The following is a 15322-nucleotide window of genomic DNA, read 5'->3' as shown; positions in this document are numbered from 1 at the left end:
ATCACTATCGTTCATCTAGACCGCACTTCTTGCATCCAGGTCATCGCCCGATCAAGCATGCATCTGTACTGACCGGATCCAGAGCAGGGCGGGCGACGGCGAGGATGAGCGTGATGACTCCAGTGACATTGAGCGTGGTGGGCGCCGGACATCGAGGGGCGGAGGCGTACGGCGACTACTGCCTGCGCTACCCCGATCGCGCCCGCGTGGTGGCGGTCGCCGAACCGGACCCGGTGCGTCGCGCGGAGTTCGCCGAGGACCACCAGATCCCCGCCGAGAGGCAGTTCGCCACCTGGTCCGATCTGCTGGCCCACGACCGGCTCAGTGACGGTCTCGTGGTGGCGACCCCGGACCTGATCCGCGACGGCCCGGTGGTCACCGGTGCCCGCAAGGGCTACGCCCTGCTGGTGGAGAAGCCGTTCGCTCCCACCGAGGAGCAGCTGGACGCGATGTCCGCAGCGATCACCGAGACCGGCGCATTCGTCGGGGTCGCCCACGTGCTCCGGTACACGAACTTCTACCGCACGGTGAAGCGGCTCATCGACGAGGGCACCATCGGCAGGCTGATTCATATCGACCAGACCGAGGACATCGGCTACTGGCACTTCGCGCACAGCTACGTGCGCGGCAACTGGCGCCGCGCCGAGGAGTCGAGCCCGATGCTGCTGGCCAAGTCCTGCCACGACCTGGACCTGCTCACCTGGTTGATCGACGAACCAGCCGAGTCGGTGTCCTCCTCCGGAACACTGACCCACTTCACGCCCCAGCACGCACCCGAAGGTGCCCCCGAGCGGTGCACGGACGGCTGCCCCGCCGCCGATACCTGCCCCTTCTACGCCCCGCGCCTCTATCTCGACCGGCTCTCCGGCCACCACACCTGGCCGGTCACCGCCGTCACGAGGGACACCAGTGACGCCGGCCGGCTCGCCGCCCTGCAGGACGGTCCCTACGGTCGGTGCGTGTACCGCAGCGACAACAATCAGGTGGACCACCAGGTGGTGACCATCTCCTTCGGTACCGGCGTGCTCGCCACCCTGCGCATCGGTGCGTTCACCGCGTCCAACACGCGCACGATCCGGATCCTGGGTTCGCACGGGGAGATCAGCGGGCGGCTGGACACCGGCGAGCTGGAGGTGCGCCGGTTCCTGCCCGCTCGCGGAGACACGGTGCACGAGTGGTCACGGTGGGACCGAGAAGTGCAGGGGCGCTCTGGCCTCCCGGACGATGAGACGTGGACGATCTCCGCCGGGCCCACCTCGGACCCGGACCTGGCCGATCGCCCCGGGCGCCGGGAGAGCGACGGTCATGCCGGTGGCGACGACGGCCTGATGCACGAGTTCGTCGAGCAGGTGCAGCAATGGCGGTCGGGGCAGACCGCCGCACTGCCGACCGAGCTCCGTGATGCCGAGCGCAGCCACCGGATCGCCTTCGCCGCCGAACGTTCCCGCCACGCCGGGCAGACGGTGGAGCTGACAGCATGACCACACCCGTCAACGCCCACGCGGTCGAACAACTCGCCCACCGGGTGCTCGGCCATGCCCAGGGCCTGCAAGTCGCCCACCTGGACGGCGAATCCCCAAGCTACGAGTACGCCGCCCGGGCCGGCGTGGTCCAGGTGCGAGCGACCGACACGCCTGCGGCCTGCGCCGGACTGTACGCCTACCTCAAGGACATCTGCGGGGTTCAGGTCGCCTGGGACAGCACGCTCCCGCTGTCGGTCGACGGCGGCTGGCCCGACGCCGCCCCGGTGCGGCGCTCCACACCGGCCCAGCACCGCTACTACCTGAACGTGGTGACCACCGGCTACACCGCGCCGTACTGGGACTGGGAGCGGTGGCAGCGTGAGATCGACTGGATGGCACTGCACGGCATCACCACCCCACTGATGATGGTGGCCCACGAGGCGGTGCTGGCTCGGGCGTTCACCGAGCAGGGCGCGGACCCGGACGACGTGCGCACCTGGCTCGGCTCCGCAGCCCACCTGCCCTGGACGCTGATGGGCTGCACGAACGCCTTCGGCGGACCTGTGCCCGCCACCTGGTTCGACCAACGCCTGGACCTCGCTCAGCGCATCCTGGCTCGGCAGCGCGAGCTCGGCATGCGCGCTGTGTTGCCCGCGTTCGGCGGGCACGTACCGAACTCCCTCGCGGGTGCCGACACCCCGCGCACCACTTGGCAGGGCTTCTCCACGGCACTGCTCGATGCCCGCGAACCTCGGTTCGCGAGGGTTGCCGATGCCGTCACCCGCGCGCAGACCGAGCTGCTCGGGACCGACCACCTCTACAGCGCCGACCCGTTCATCGAGTCCATCCCGCCGACCAGTGAGCCGGAACGCCTCGCCGAGCACACCCGCGCCGTCTATGCCGGGATGGCCGCGACCGACCCGGACGCGATCTGGGTGATGCAGGGATGGCCGTTCCACTACCACCGGCAGTTCTGGACCACCGAGCGAATCGCCGCCGTCACCGGTGCCGTGCCCCGTGGACGACTGCTCGTGCTGGACCTGTGGGCCGAGCACGCGCCGGTCTGGAACGACGGCCGCGGCATCTCCAGCACCCCGTGGCTGTGGTCCGCGGTGCACAACTTCGGCGGCCGGTTCTCCGTGCACGGCGATCTGCACGGCCTGACCCGTGACCTCGGCGGTGTGCTCGACGCCGCACGGGAGGGGCAGGACCAGGTCGGCCAGCTGGTCGGCACCGGGCTCGCGATGGAGGCGATCGAGAACAACCCGGTCTTCTACGAGCTGGCCACGGACCTGACCTGGCACACCCCGGAGGTCGAGACCTGGGTGCGCGACTACGCGTGGCAACGCTACGACCTCCGGGACGCTCCGCCGTCGGCGAAGGCTGCGGCCACCCGCGCGTGGGACCTGCTGGTGACCACGCTCTACCGGCCCGGGGCGAGCCGTTCGATTCCGTCCCCGTTGATCGCACGCCCGTGGGACGTGGATCCGCCCTTCGCCCGCCAGCGCAGCGCGGGGGAGTTCCTCGACCCGGACGCACCGGTGCTGATCTCGGCGAACATCGACGCCGAGTCGGACCCGACCGTGGAAGGGGACCTACCGGCGATTGCCGCGTCCGCCGGCCACCTGCTCGAGGTGGCCAGCCACACGGGTGCGTCACCGGCCCTGGCGAGCGACCTCGTGGATGCGCTCACCCACTTGATCGCGCAACGTAGCCGTGCCACGATCCGCGCCCTCTCGGCGGCCGCCCAGGCGGCAGATCCCGACGGCGTCGCTCACTACGGTGGCCTTCTCACCTGGGCGTTGGCCGACCTGGACCGGTTGGCCGGCACTCAGCGTGAGCGGCTCCTGGGCACCTGGCTCACCGATGCGTCCCGTTGGGGTTCTGACGCCGGTGAGCAGCAGACGCTGGTGCGCGATGCGCGCCGTCTCCTGACGGTGTGGGGCGAGCAGACCTCGGGGCTGCACGACTACTCCGGACGGCACTGGGCCGGTTTGCTCGGCGGGTTCTACCTACCGCGCTGGCAGATCTGGATCGACTGGCTCACCCGGGTGGCCACCCACGATGGTCAGGGCGATCTGACCGAGCTGCGGGACGCCGTCGTGGGATTCGAGGAGTCCTGGGCGGACCAGGTGACCATCGGGCCGACGGAGCCCAGCGGGGACCTGACCACCATCGCGACCGAACTGCTGGCCAGGTACCGCGACGCTAGCTGAGGCACTGAACGGCGTCGCGAACCCCGCCGCCCGCGGCCAGGGCGCGGCGGCTCGCCTCCGGGGTCGCTCCGGAGAGCATCGCCGTCAGCGCGACCGGGAGCTCGCCCTCGCAGGCGGCGAGAACCTTTCCGCACTCCTCGCTCGGGCGAGACGTGGCCATGGCCAGGATCCGCACGGCTCGTTCGTCCAGCTTGGAGTTGGTGGCAACCATTTGCACCATGAGGTTGGACCAGGTGCGCCCCGAGCGCATCATCAGCGCTGTGGAGAAGGCGTTGATCAGCACCTTGGTGGCGGTGCCGGCCTTCAACCGGGTGGAACCGGTGAGGGCCTCGGGACCGGTTGCTGCCTCGATCGCAAGGTCCACGCTGTTGCTGAGCGAGGCGCCGGCGCGGTGGGCGATCAGCGCCGTGTACGCGCCGCGATGGCGTGCCTCGGCGAGGGCACCGCGGACATAGGCAGTGCCGCCCGAGGCGGTCACGCCGATCGCGACGTCACCGGAGGTGAGAGCCCCGGCGTCCTCCGCCCCAGCAGCTTCGGCGTCCTCCCGGTCGATCGAGGAGTCCAGCAGGGCATCGGGGCCACCGGGGAAGTGGGCAGTGAACAGGCCCTGCACGCCGAACGTGGGCCGGGACTCGGTGGCGTCCAGGAATGCCAGACGTCCTGAGGTGCCGACGCCGAAGTAGTGGATGCGGCCCCCTGCCCGGGTTCGCGCGTGGGCCTGCTCCACCAGAGAGGCGAGCTCGCCGGAGACAGCTATGGCGGCGCGCACTCCGGCCAGGTCCTCGGTCAGGATCGCTTCGATCGCTGCCTGAGGTTCCCAGGTGTCGATGTCGGCAGTGCCCGGGTGGCGGTCCTCGGTGGAGTCGGGATGCCTCACTTCTCTGCTCCCGCTGCCAGCCCGCTGATCAGCAGCCGCTGGGCGAGGACGAACAGCAGCACCACCGGGATCGTCACCACGATCGACCCGGCGAGCAGGATCGTCACCGGGGTGTCGAACTCGGTCAGCTGGGCGATACCCAGCGGTGCGGTCCACAGGTCGCGCGCCTGAACGAGGAACAGCAGGGCGTACAGGTACTCGTTCCACGCGATCATGAAGATGTACATCGCTGTGGCCGCGATCCCGGGGAGGGCGATCGGCAGGACGATCCGCCAGATCACGCCCAGCAGGGAGCACCCGTCGATCATGGCGGCATCCTCGATGCTGGCGGGCAGAGCGATGAAGTAGTTGCGCAGCATGTACAGCGATACCGGCACGGTCAGGGCGACATAGACGATGACCAGCCCGACCAGGCTCGAGGTGAGTCCGGCACGGCTGAGCAGCACGAACAGCGGCACCGCCAGCACGATGCCGGGGAACATGTAGACGGCCACGATGATGGTGTTGCCCACGCTGCGTCCGGAGAAGTGGATCCGGGCGGTGGCGTAGGCGCCCAGGATGCTCGCAAGGATCGAGGCGAGCACCGTCCCGGCGGCCAGGATCAGGGAGTTGAGCAGGAATCCGCCCAGACCGTAGCCGCCGTCGGCGGTCGATCGCATGGCTTGCACGTAGGCGTCGAAGCTGATCTCGTCCAGGGTCGGCACGATGCTGAGCGGGTCGTTCAGCGCCGCGGCGAACGGGCGCAGGGACAGCAGCACGCCGTACAGCACCGGCCCGCAGGTGAGCACCATGGCACCGACGATGATCGTGGCCCGCAGCGCCCGGATGGAGGTTGGCTCTCGTGCCGCGCTCACAGCGCCTCCTTCCGCCGGTTGGTCAACGCCCACGCGATCCCGAACACGGCCAGGATCGCCGTCATGCACAGGCCGTATGCCGCGGCACTGCCGACGTCAGCGCGCACCGTGAGCTGCTTGAACACCTGCACGGCCATCACCTCGGTACCGCCGGCGCCCTGGGTGAGCAGGTAGATGTCGTTGAAGTTCTGGAACGACCAGATGAATCGGAGCAGGACGAGCACCATCACCACGGTCCGAAGTTGTGGCAGCACGATGTGAGTGAGCCGTTGACGGGCGTTGGCGCCGTCGATCGCCGCAGCGTCCTCCAGCTCCGCTGGGACGTTCTGCAAGCGGGCCGTGACGAACAGGAAGGTGAACGGCGCCGACTTCCAGATCTCGAACAGGATCACCATCGTCAAGGCCACCGGGATCGACAGGCCGCCGATCTCCGCCGACCGCGTGGTCAGGAACGCGATCGGCGCTTCCCACCCGAGCACGGATGTGCCGAACGCATTGATGATCCCGTACTGGGGATTGAGCATGGTGCGCCAGATCGTGGCCGCGGCGATCACCGGCAGTACGTACGGCACGAGGAAGAGCGCCCTGACCACGTGCTGACCGCGGAACGGTTTGCGCATCGCCAGCGCCACGATGACGCCGCCGGCGATCACACCGATCGTGGTGAAAACCGCGTAGGCCACGGTGGTCCCGAGCGAGCTCCAGAACCGGCCGGACTGCAGGGCACCGGACATGTTCGCCAGCGACCAGTCGATCGTGCCCAGGCTCATCTGAGAAACGTCGATCAGCCGGAACTCTGCGAACGCGAACACCACTACGGCGCAGAACGGGATGAGAATGACCAGGGTGATGGTCAGGTAGGACGGTGCTGAGAGCAGGTATCCATGGAGATTGGCGCGTTGGCCCCGGCTGAGCCGGGACCCCCGCGCCACCCTCGTCGAGCGGGCGTCAGACATCTCCTAGCCGAGCTCGTCCTGCAGCGACTGGACCGCGGCGGCCATGTCTGCCACCACCTGCTCAGGATCGGTACCGGAGTAGAGCGCCTCCAGCTGCTCCGCAAGAGTGTTCTGCGCGAACGCCTCACCCGCGAGCACTGCATCCTCGGTCCCGAAACCCCAACGGGAGACGGCGTTCATGCCGTCGCCGAGAGAGGTCACCAGCTCATCGCCGTACAGATCGGCGACCGACTGGTCCGACCCGCCCATCGGCAGGGTGCCCCACGCATCCAGATACTCGGTCGGGCTGTCGGCAGTGCCCGGTCGCAGCGGGATCCGTCCCTCGGGGGCCGTGCCGAGCATGGCGCTGTAGCCATCGCTGAGCATGTACTCCACGAACTCACTCGCGCCCTCGGCGTTCGCACCTTCGGGGATCACGTAGTTCAGGGTCGTGCCGTACTGAGCGGGGTTGCTCTCGTCCAGCACGGTGATGAACCCGGTGTTCTCCATCAGGAAGTTCTCGTTGTCGGCGCACTCGTCACAGGTGAGTGGGTTGTCCGCATCGAGGCCGGCGAGCTCGTCCAGGATGTGCGTGGAGAACAGCAGGAACGCGGCGTCGCCGTTGAGGTACGCCGAGCGTGCGCTGAGCACGTCGAACGGTCCGGCAGCGCTGGAGTCGGCGAGGGTGGCGAAGTTCCCGGCGGCCTGGACGCACTCCGGGGAGTCGAAGGTGACCGTTCCGTCCTGCACCAGTTCGCACCCGGTCTGCTGGAAGGTGGACTCGATCGCCTCGGTGGCTGATGGCGTGCCAGCCTGCGTGCCCATCGCCATTCCCGTGATCCCGACATCGGCTCGGATGGTCTGGGCCGCATCGGCGAGCTCATCCAGGGAAGCGGGCACGGAAATGCCTGCCTCGTCGAGCAGGTCCGTACGATAGGCGATCAAGTGGACCCAACCGTCGGCCGGGATCGCTTGGTAGGTGTCTTCGATCGTGATGAAGTCGAGAGCTTGCTGGTTGAACGTATCCGCGCCGAGACTTTCGATCACCGAGGTGGCGGCGCCGGAGTCGACCAGCCCTTGGGACTGCCAGGCGCTCAGGTCAGGGGCGTGCAGCACCACATCGGGGACATCGCCGGACGCTGCCCCGGTGATCAGTGCCTGGTCCTGGTCGGCGCCTGCCATGGCCACGACCTCTACCTCGATGCCGCTCTCGGCGGTGAACTCTGCGGCGATCTCTTGCTGCGCGGCCATCCGGTCCGGCTGGACGTGTGGTGTCCAGAAGGTGATGGCACTGTCCGCAGCATCGCCGTCGTCGGTGCCGTTGCCATCTCCGCCGCCTGAACAGGCGGCCAGTGCCAGACAGGAGGCCAGCGCTGCCGCCGCCGTTCCAGTGAGTCGTCCTGCTCTTCTCATGGTGTTGCTCCTTTGCATCGCGTCGGTCGGTTGTCTAGGAGGCGTGGGCGAGGTGGTGCAGGCTCGGTGGGGGTGTGTCATGGGTCTCATGGATGGTGGACACGAGTAGCTCCGTCAGCTCGTCACGGACCTGTGTGTAGGCAGGGTCGTGGTAGCAGGACCGCAGCTCCAGCGGATCGGACTCGAGGTCAAAAAGCTCCCACTCCGGATGGCGTGGCTCATCGATCGAGCCGGTGACTCCGAGGGCCTCGCCGTAGTAATGGATGAGCGCGTACCGCTCGGTCCGCACGCCCACATGGGCACCCACACCGGCCTTGAGGTGTTCCCAGTAGCGGTAGTAGACGTGCGTGCGCCAGGGGGTGTGTTCGCCACGGCAGAGCGGCCGCAGGCTGCGTCCCTGCATCCGATCCGGCGCTTCGATCCCGGCGAAGTCGAGGAACGTCTGCGCCAGATCGAGGTTGAGGGCGAAGTCGGTGCTGACCGTCCCGGGTGGGATCTCGGCCGGGTAGCGCATCACGAGCGGGATGCGCATCGAGTCGCTATACATGAATCGCTTGTCGAACCACCCGTGGTCGCCGAGGAAAAAGCCCTGGTCGCTGGCGTAGGTGACCAGGGTGTCGTCGGACTGTTCGGTGGCGTCCAGGTAGTCCAGGAGGCGGCCCGTGGTGCGGTCGATCCCGGCGACGCAGCGCAGGTAGTCACGCAGGTAGCGCTGGTAGAACCACGAGGTGCGCTCGTCGGCCGTGTCGAACGCCGGGATCGTGGTCTTCACGTCCAGCTCGTCCAGGTCGCGGCCTACCCGGATCGCGGCCTCGCCCGCGGCATCAGCCCGTCCTTCGTAGTCGTCGAAGAGAGTCGACGGTTCAGGGAAGGTGACGTCGGTGTAGAGGTGCTGCTCGTGCGGACCCGGGAACCACCGCCGATGCGGGGCCTTGTGCCACAGCAGCAGCAGCCAGGGTTGTGTGCCGCCCTGCTGATCCAGCCATTCGAGGGCAAGGTCGGTGAGGACGTCGGTGACGTACCCGGGGTGCTGGGTGCGTCCGGCTGGGCTGATCAGCTCGGGATCGTCGTACTCACCCTGGCCGTCCAGGATCTGCCACTCGTCGAAACCGTCGGGGTCGTGCCCGGCGCCGTGCCCCAGGTGCCATTTGCCGAACAGTGCCGTGCGATATCCGGCGGCCTGTATCAGTGCCGGGAAGGTCGGCTGAGTCGAGTCGAAGGGCGTGGTCAGGGTCATCATCCCGTTGCGGTGACTGTGGGTGCCGGTGAGGATCGACGCCCGGCTCGGGGCGCAGAGCGCATTGGTGCAGCCCGCGCGGTCGAATCTGACGCCCTCAGTGGCGATGCGGTCCAAGGAGGGCGTCTCGTTCACCTGGCTGCCGTAGCAGCTCATCGCGTGCGCGGCGTGGTCGTCGCTCAGGATGAGCACGATGTTCGGTCGGCGAGTGTCAGGCACGGTGCGCACCTCCGGGAGACAGGATGATGCAGCGAGAGTAGATGGCGAGGTCGTCGGGTGTCGCGATCGATCATAAGAATGAAAGATGTCGATACTGGGGCGTTGCAGTTTGAGAAATAGCGTTGTGACGCACCGCGCTGTGGCGAGTCTGGTCCGGTCTCGACCAGCAGTTGACGGCTGGATCGAAGTCCGTCAATATTGAAGTATGTCGATGCAGCATCCGGCCGCTCAGCCGGCCCGTCTCTCCGCCCTCGACCGTGGCCTCCCGCTCTGGATCGGGCTCGCGATGGTCGCCGGGCTGATTCTCGGCCGCTTCGTCCCCGCGCTGAGCGATCTGCTCGCCCGGCTCGAGATCGGCGGGATCTCCCTGCCGATCGCCCTCGGCCTGCTGGTGATGATGTACCCGGTGCTGGCGAAGGTCCGATACGACAAAGTGGCCGCCGTCACCGGCGACCGTAAACTCCTGCTCGCCTCGCTCGCGCTGAACTGGCTGCTCGGCCCGCTGCTGATGTTCGCCCTGGCGTGGATCTTCCTCGCCGACCTGCCCGAGTACCGCACCGGTCTGATCATCGTGGGCCTGGCCCGGTGTATCGCCATGGTGGTCATCTGGAACGACCTCGCCTGCGGTGACCGCGAAGCGGCTGCCGTGCTCGTCGCCCTCAACTCCGTCTTCCAGGTGCTCGCCTTCAGCCTGCTCGGCTACTTCTACCTCGCCGTGCTGCCCGACTGGCTCGGCCTCGAGGGTGCTGCCCTGGACGTCTCCATGGGGAAGATCGCGATCAACGTGCTCGTCTTCCTCGGGATACCGCTCCTGGCCGGCTTCCTCTCCCGCCTCATCGGTGAACGCGCCCGCGGACGCGACTGGTACGAGGAGCGCTTCGTCCCCCGCATCGGACCGTGGGCCCTCTACGGTCTGCTGTTCACCATCGTGCTGCTGTTCGCGCTCCAGGGTGAGGCGGTCACCTCCAACCCCTGGGACGTCGTCCGCATCGCACTGCCGCTGCTCGTCTACTTCGCGCTCATGTGGGGCCTCGGGATCGTCGCCGGCAAGGCCCTCGGCCTGGGCTACGAACGCTCCGCCACGCTCGCATTCACCGCCGCCGGCAACAACTTCGAGCTTGCGATCGCCGTGGCGATCGGCACCTTCGGAGCCACCTCCGGGCAGGCACTCGCGGGCGTCGTCGGCCCGCTCATCGAGGTTCCCGTGCTCGTGGGCCTCGTCTACGTCTCCCTGTGGGTCGGCCGCCGCTGGTGGGGCCGTGATCCACGCAGCTCACAGGGCGACGCCGCTGTCACCGCTGAGACCCCCACCTCCCATGAGGAGATCCGATCATGACCACCTCCGAACTCCAGCCCCTGTCCACCGATCCCGACTGCGCCCCCGCCCTCGAGGCGCGCGCCATCGACCGCTCCGTCGCCGACCAGGTGGGAGCCGCCCTCAAGGCGCTCTCCGACCCGCTCCGGCTGCGGATGCTCTCCTTCATCTCCGCCGCTCCCGCAGGTCAGGCGTGCGTCTGCGATCTCACCGCGCTGACCGACCTGTCGCAGCCGACGGTCTCCCACCACCTCAAGGTGCTCCGCGAGGTCGGCGTGCTCACCAGCGAGCGCCGCGGCACCTGGGTCTGGTACTCCATCACCCCGGGCTACCGCAGCGCCGTCACGGCCTTGCTGGATTCCTTCGCCCCGGCGGCGCTCGCTGCTCGCGACGCCTCGCCGCACCTGACCGGCCTGTCCGATGTCGAACTCGCTCTCGATCACCTCACGACCGCGTTGACGAGCCGCTTCGCCGACGTCGACCCCACCCTGGTGCGCACGATCGTCCGGGAGTCCTACACAGGGCTCGCCCGAACCGCCACCATCAGCGCTCACCTGGTGCCCCTCACCGAACGATTCGCCCGGCAGCGCCTGGTCGACATCACCCGTGACCGCGCGAGCACCCCGCCCCAGGTGCTGTTCGTGTGCGTAGCCAACGCCGGCCGATCCCAGCTCGCTGCGGCCCTGGTGCGGCACTACGCCGGAGACCGGGTGACTGTCCGATCGGCAGGTTCGACTCCGGCGTCGGAGATCCACGCGGGCGTGCGTGACGCACTCGACGCGCTCGGTAGCGCTACTGACGCCTTCCCCAAGCCGCTCACCGACGATGCCGTCCGCGCCGCCGACGTGGTCGTGACCATGGGCTGCGGTGACGTCTGCCCGGTGATCCCCGGCGTGCGCTACGAGGACTGGCAGGTCGGAGATCCGGCACTCGCCTCGGCCGCCGGCGTCGCAGCCATCCAGGCCGAGATCGACTCCCACGTGCGCGAGCTGCTTGCCACCCTCGTGACCGATCTGACTATTCCCGGCGACGGCCCTTCCGTCGCCCAGTCCACCCATCTCGAGGAGAATGATGACTGACAAGCCCAGCGTCCTGTTCGTGTGCGTGCACAACGCCGGGCGCTCGCAGATGGCCGCCGGCTTCCTGCGTGCACTCGGCGGTGACGGCGTCGAGGTCCGGTCGGCCGGGTCGGCGCCCGCCGATCAGATCAATCCGGTCGCGGTGGCGGCGATGGCCGAGCTCGGCATCGACATCACTGCCGAGCAGCCCAAGGTGCTCACCACCGACGCCGTGCAGGCCTCGGACGTGGTGATCACCATGGGCTGCGGCGACGCCTGCCCGATCTTCCCCGGCAAGCGGTACGAAGACTGGGCGCTGCAGGACCCCGCCGGGCAGGGGATCGAGGCCGTGCGCCCGATCCGGGACGAGATCCGGGGACGGATCGTCGCGTTGCTTGCGGAGCTGGGCGTGGCGGCGGCTTCCGTCCCGAACTGACGGCCCTCGGACATGCCGTGCCAATAGTGGCGCGGCATGCTCCCGGCCCGTCAGTTGTGTACGTGCTGGCTGGGGGACGTCCTGTCGGTCGTACTAGAGGATCAGATGTACTCCGGCGGGATCCTGCCGGAGTACCAGCCGAGCTCGTTGTCCCGGACGAACGTGGACAGCGTCTGCTCCTTGCTGAGTGGCCAGGGGTGGAATGACTCCAGCAGGTCCATGTAGGCCGCCCCGGACTCCATGCTGGGTCGGTGCAGTAGCTCGGCCGCCGCGTGCGCGTACCCGTCGGGCACATGCTCGGCCGAAGCGAGCATCCCATCCAGATACTTGTGCCCCTTGAACAGGGTCCGGTTCAGGGCAAGCAGCGCGCGGCCGCCGGCGGTGACCGCATGGACGGCCGCGTGGTGCAGGAGGTGCGTGTTCTCCAGCTTCACGGCTTGTGGGAGGAAGTAGCGACCGTGCAGCCGCACTTGCGCGATGAACGACGCCATCCGGTCCTCCCAGAGGCCCGCGGGCAGCACCGGGATCGCGTCGACCAGTTCTTGCAGGCCTTCCATCCGCGACCAGGCAACCCGCGCGCCGATCATCGAGTGACGCATCGGATCGTCCGCGTGCTGCGCTGCTTGCCGCAGGAAGTCGGGGCTCGCCACCTTGATGTCGACGTAGCCACCGTCGTAGGTGGCGACGTCCCGGACGACGTAGCTGAGCTTGTTCTGCTCCCACGCTTGAGTGAATGCGTCCTCGGTCAGGACGAGCTGGACATCCACATCGGAGTCGGGGCGCTCGGTGCCGTGGGCCACTGATCCGGTGACCACCACGCCCACCACATCAGGGTCGTGGCGGACGTGCTCGACGAAAGCGGCGACGGTTTCCTCGTGGTGCTGCACGCGTGCTCCTTGGGGTGGGGTGCGACAAGCCTGCCCGACCCCGATTTCCGGTGCCAGCTACAGCCGACGTCGCCACGTGGTCTCAGACGGTCGTGGCGTAGACGGAGGACAGGACGAGGCCGCCGCCACCAAGCAGCACGGTGTCGTCGTCACTGAGGTCGAGCAGCACGGTCGGCTGTTCACCACGGTGCGGTGCAGAGGCCGTCAGGTGGTGCTGCAGGCGCCGGCGCATGTAGGCGCCGCCGCCCACCACGTCGCCGTGCATGATGTAGGTGCTCGAGGCGAGCATGTGTTCATTGTTCGCCAGGCCGATCGCGATGTTGGCGGCGTAGCGATCAGCAAGTTCCGCCGCCATCGGATGGCCGCGGGCCGCGAGAGCGACCAGTTCGGCACAGTCCATCGACGAGGCGCCGGGGAGCCCTGCCGCGGTGGCTTGTGCCCGTAGCCACCGCGTCGTGGCGATCGTCTCCCAGCATCCGCGGCGCCCGCACATGCACAGGTCGCCGCGCACGTCGACGACGGTGTGCCCGTATTCGCCACCGGCGCCGTTGTACCCGCGGAAGACGTCACCGTCGTGGACGATTCCCATCCCGAGCGCCTCCCCCGTGTAGACGGAAGCGAAGTCGTCCAGCGTCCGACCGAGTCCGAACCACTTGTCACCCAGGGCCAGGACCCGTGGGTGGTGATCGACTGCGACCGGGACGCCATGCTCGGAGCCGAGAAGGTCAGCGATCGCAAATCCGTTCAGCACGGGTGCCAGGTGCAGCGAGAGGATGGTGCCCGTTGAGGTGTCGACCATGCCTGCCGCTGCGATTCCGACGCCGACCAGGTCGCGCCCTTCGAAGCACTCGGATGTGAGGTCCAGGAGTGTGTCCACGATGTGGTCCAGGGCCCAGCCTGGCTCGATGTCACGGGCTGACTGCTGCCGGATACTGCCGTCCATCCCGAGCCTGGCCGCCGTGAGCCGGGTCGAAGAGATCCGGAGCGACCCGAGTTCGGCGCCCCTCTCGTTGAACCAGAGCGGCCGGGCTGGCTTGCCGCCTGAGGGCGAGGCGGACACCGCCTCGCCCTCGACGAGAGTGCCGTCATCGATCATTGGCTGCAGGATCGTCGCGATCGTCGCTCGATTGACGCCAAGAGTGCGGGCGAGATGAGCGCGGCTTGCGGGGCCGTTGCGCAGCAGGAGCTGAAGCACGCGTGATCGGTTGGTGCGCCCCATCGAGGTGGGGCTGACCAGCTTCACCGGCCTGCTCGTCTGACCCGTAGTCATGCGGGAGTTCCTCTCGTCCGGAGCCCATCGTGCCCGACCCAGGACCGGAAGTGGTCTGGTCAAGTCGCTATGAAGTATGTATGTTACTACCTCATACCTACGTGAAGGAGCGATATGTCGGCAGATCTCCCCAGGCTCGCGGTTGTTGGAGCGGGTATCCGTGGCGCGATGTTCGCCCGCGCGGTGAGCCAGAACCCGGCAGCGGACCTCGTAGCCCTTGTCGACCGCGCGCCCGATCTGGGGGCCGAGCGAGCGTCGGAGCTGGGAGTGCCTGCCTACACCGGGGTGGATGAGTTGCTGAGCCGGCATCCCGAGGTGACAGCCGCCGTCATTGCCACCCCCGACTTCGCTCACCGTGCAGCGGCCGTGCGACTCGCGGACGCCGGAATCGATCTCCTGATCGAGAAGCCGCTCGCCACAACCGTCGAGGACGCCGAAGCGATCGCGGAGGCGGTTGAGCGGGCCGGGGTGCGCGCTGTGGTCGGATTCGAAAACCGGTGGAACGAACGGTTCCTTGAGGTGCGCCGTCAGTTGGCAGGTGGCGAGCCGGGTCAGGTACTGCACCAAGTCGCCAACCTGAACGACACCCGCTTCGTGCCCACCGAGATGCTCAGCTGGGCTGGTCAGAGCTCACCAGCCTGGTTCCTCATGCCGCACACGTTGGATCTGGCCACCTGGCTGGCCCAGGCCCAGCCGGTTGAGGTGTACGCCCGAGGGGTTCGCCGCGTTCTTCCGGCCCTGGGAGTGCCGACGTGGGACGTCGTCACGGCCTCCTTCACCCTCTCCGACGGGTCCCTGGTGTCGTTGAACTCCTCGTGGGTGATGCCCACATCGGCGCCCTCTGTCTTCGACTTCCGGCACGAGATCCACACCGAGGCAATGACGTACCACGTGGAGATCAGTCCCAGCGGTGTCACCCGGTACGCCCCTGACGGCGCCAGCTGGCTTCAGTTCGGCGTCTACGAGCGTGCGGGACGTCTACGAGGCATCCCGATCGACATGATCGACGAGTTCGTCGACGTCCTCGGCGGCGCCGAGCGTGACCTGCCGGACCTTCGGCAGGGACTGGCCATCACCCGCAGCATCGCGGCAGTCCACGAGAGTCTCGCCACTGGCGGACCCGTGGCGATTGCCGTGTGACA

At 68.1% G+C, this 15322-nt stretch carries 13 protein-coding genes; 6 read left to right on the top strand and 7 right to left on the bottom strand.

The window, feature by feature from the left end:
* Nucleotides 1-113: 113 nt before the first annotated feature.
* Both IM660_RS17285 and IM660_RS17280 read left to right on the top strand, forming a co-directional pair.
* Nucleotides 114-1481, top strand: a complete 1368-nt coding sequence (locus IM660_RS17285; protein ID WP_210769012.1) for a Gfo/Idh/MocA family protein — start codon at nt 114-116, stop codon at nt 1479-1481.
* Entirely contained in the window at nt 1478-3679 is a 2202-nt protein-coding gene (locus IM660_RS17280; RefSeq protein ID WP_193497011.1) for an alpha-N-acetylglucosaminidase, read from the top strand. The genes IM660_RS17285 and IM660_RS17280 overlap by 4 nt, the downstream gene beginning before the upstream one ends.
* Here the strand turns inward: IM660_RS17280 and IM660_RS17275 are convergent.
* The 5 genes from IM660_RS17275 to IM660_RS17255 are packed head-to-tail and all read right to left on the bottom strand — an operon-like array spanning nt 3672 to nt 9214.
* Complete coding sequence (locus IM660_RS17275) at nt 3672-4556, bottom strand: N-acetylmuramic acid 6-phosphate etherase (RefSeq protein WP_193497010.1); 885 nt, start codon at nt 4554-4556, stop codon at nt 3672-3674. The genes IM660_RS17280 and IM660_RS17275 overlap by 8 nt on opposite strands.
* Nucleotides 4553-5410 carry a carbohydrate ABC transporter permease gene (locus tag IM660_RS17270; RefSeq protein ID WP_246465015.1) on the bottom strand — a complete coding sequence of 286 codons (858 nt, stop codon included), beginning with the start codon at nt 5408-5410 and terminating at the stop codon, nt 4553-4555. Before IM660_RS17270 ends, IM660_RS17275 begins: the two co-directional genes overlap by 4 nt.
* The gene (locus tag IM660_RS17265; protein WP_193497009.1) at nt 5407-6366 is read right to left on the bottom strand and encodes a carbohydrate ABC transporter permease; all 960 of its coding nucleotides are present in this window, start codon (nt 6364-6366) and stop codon (nt 5407-5409) included. The genes IM660_RS17270 and IM660_RS17265 overlap by 4 nt, the downstream gene beginning before the upstream one ends.
* A 3-nt stretch (nt 6367-6369) precedes the next feature.
* On the bottom strand, nt 6370-7758 hold the full coding sequence (locus tag IM660_RS17260; protein ID WP_193497008.1) for an ABC transporter substrate-binding protein: 1389 nt from the start codon (nt 7756-7758) through the stop codon (nt 6370-6372).
* Nucleotides 7759-7792: 34 nt separating this feature from the next.
* Nucleotides 7793-9214, bottom strand: a complete 1422-nt coding sequence (locus IM660_RS17255; RefSeq protein ID WP_193497007.1) for a sulfatase family protein — start codon at nt 9212-9214, stop codon at nt 7793-7795.
* A gap of 211 nt (nt 9215-9425) precedes the next feature.
* Between IM660_RS17255 and arsB the strand changes: the two genes are divergently transcribed.
* The 3 genes from arsB to IM660_RS17240 are packed head-to-tail and all read left to right on the top strand — an operon-like array spanning nt 9426 to nt 12023.
* Nucleotides 9426-10550: an ACR3 family arsenite efflux transporter gene (gene arsB / locus IM660_RS17250; RefSeq protein WP_193499495.1), complete on the top strand. Its 1125-nt coding sequence runs from the start codon at nt 9426-9428 to the stop codon at nt 10548-10550.
* Complete coding sequence (locus IM660_RS17245; RefSeq protein WP_193497006.1) at nt 10547-11608, top strand: metalloregulator ArsR/SmtB family transcription factor; 1062 nt, start codon at nt 10547-10549, stop codon at nt 11606-11608. Before arsB ends, IM660_RS17245 begins: the two co-directional genes overlap by 4 nt.
* Nucleotides 11601-12023: an arsenate reductase ArsC gene (locus IM660_RS17240; protein ID WP_193497005.1), complete on the top strand. Its 423-nt coding sequence runs from the start codon at nt 11601-11603 to the stop codon at nt 12021-12023. The genes IM660_RS17245 and IM660_RS17240 overlap by 8 nt, the downstream gene beginning before the upstream one ends.
* 101 nt (nt 12024-12124) lie before the next feature.
* Here the strand turns inward: IM660_RS17240 and IM660_RS17235 are convergent, their stop codons facing one another.
* Complete coding sequence (locus tag IM660_RS17235; protein ID WP_193497004.1) at nt 12125-12910, bottom strand: nucleotidyltransferase domain-containing protein; 786 nt, start codon at nt 12908-12910, stop codon at nt 12125-12127.
* An 82-nt stretch (nt 12911-12992) separates the two neighbouring features.
* Nucleotides 12993-14180 carry an ROK family transcriptional regulator gene (locus IM660_RS17230; protein WP_193497003.1) on the bottom strand — a complete coding sequence of 396 codons (1188 nt, stop codon included), beginning with the start codon at nt 14178-14180 and terminating at the stop codon, nt 12993-12995.
* Nucleotides 14181-14294: 114 nt separating this feature from the next.
* Here IM660_RS17230 and IM660_RS17225 point away from each other — a divergent pair, with 114 nt between their 5' ends.
* The gene (locus tag IM660_RS17225; protein ID WP_193497002.1) at nt 14295-15320 is read left to right on the top strand and encodes a Gfo/Idh/MocA family protein; all 1026 of its coding nucleotides are present in this window, start codon (nt 14295-14297) and stop codon (nt 15318-15320) included.
* Nucleotides 15321-15322 lie beyond the last annotated feature (2 nt).

This window comes from Ruania alkalisoli (assembly GCF_014960965.1).
Classification (GTDB): Bacteria; Actinomycetota; Actinomycetes; order Actinomycetales; family Beutenbergiaceae; genus Ruania; species Ruania alkalisoli.
Note: the sequence above shows the minus strand (reverse complement) of the source record. Positions and strands in the feature narration are given on the sequence as shown.

What these genes read in the sequence shown, in the direction of transcription:
- IM660_RS17280 (WP_193497011.1), top strand. Translation starts at nt 1,478, where the DNA reads ATGACCACACCCGTCAACGCCCACGCGGTCGAACAACTCGCCCACCGG.
- IM660_RS17240 (WP_193497005.1), top strand. Translation starts at nt 11,601, where the DNA reads ATGACTGACAAGCCCAGCGTCCTGTTCGTGTGCGTGCACAACGCCGGG.
- IM660_RS17245 (WP_193497006.1), top strand. Translation starts at nt 10,547, where the DNA reads ATGACCACCTCCGAACTCCAGCCCCTGTCCACCGATCCCGACTGCGCC.
- IM660_RS17260 (WP_193497008.1), bottom strand. Translation starts at nt 7,758, where the DNA reads ATGAGAAGAGCAGGACGACTCACTGGAACGGCGGCGGCAGCGCTGGCC.
- IM660_RS17230 (WP_193497003.1), bottom strand. Translation starts at nt 14,180, where the DNA reads ATGACTACGGGTCAGACGAGCAGGCCGGTGAAGCTGGTCAGCCCCACC.
- IM660_RS17265 (WP_193497009.1), bottom strand. Translation starts at nt 6,366, where the DNA reads ATGTCTGACGCCCGCTCGACGAGGGTGGCGCGGGGGTCCCGGCTCAGC.
- IM660_RS17285 (WP_210769012.1), top strand. Translation starts at nt 114, where the DNA reads ATGACTCCAGTGACATTGAGCGTGGTGGGCGCCGGACATCGAGGGGCG.
- IM660_RS17225 (WP_193497002.1), top strand. Translation starts at nt 14,295, where the DNA reads ATGTCGGCAGATCTCCCCAGGCTCGCGGTTGTTGGAGCGGGTATCCGT.
- arsB (WP_193499495.1), top strand. Translation starts at nt 9,426, where the DNA reads ATGCAGCATCCGGCCGCTCAGCCGGCCCGTCTCTCCGCCCTCGACCGT.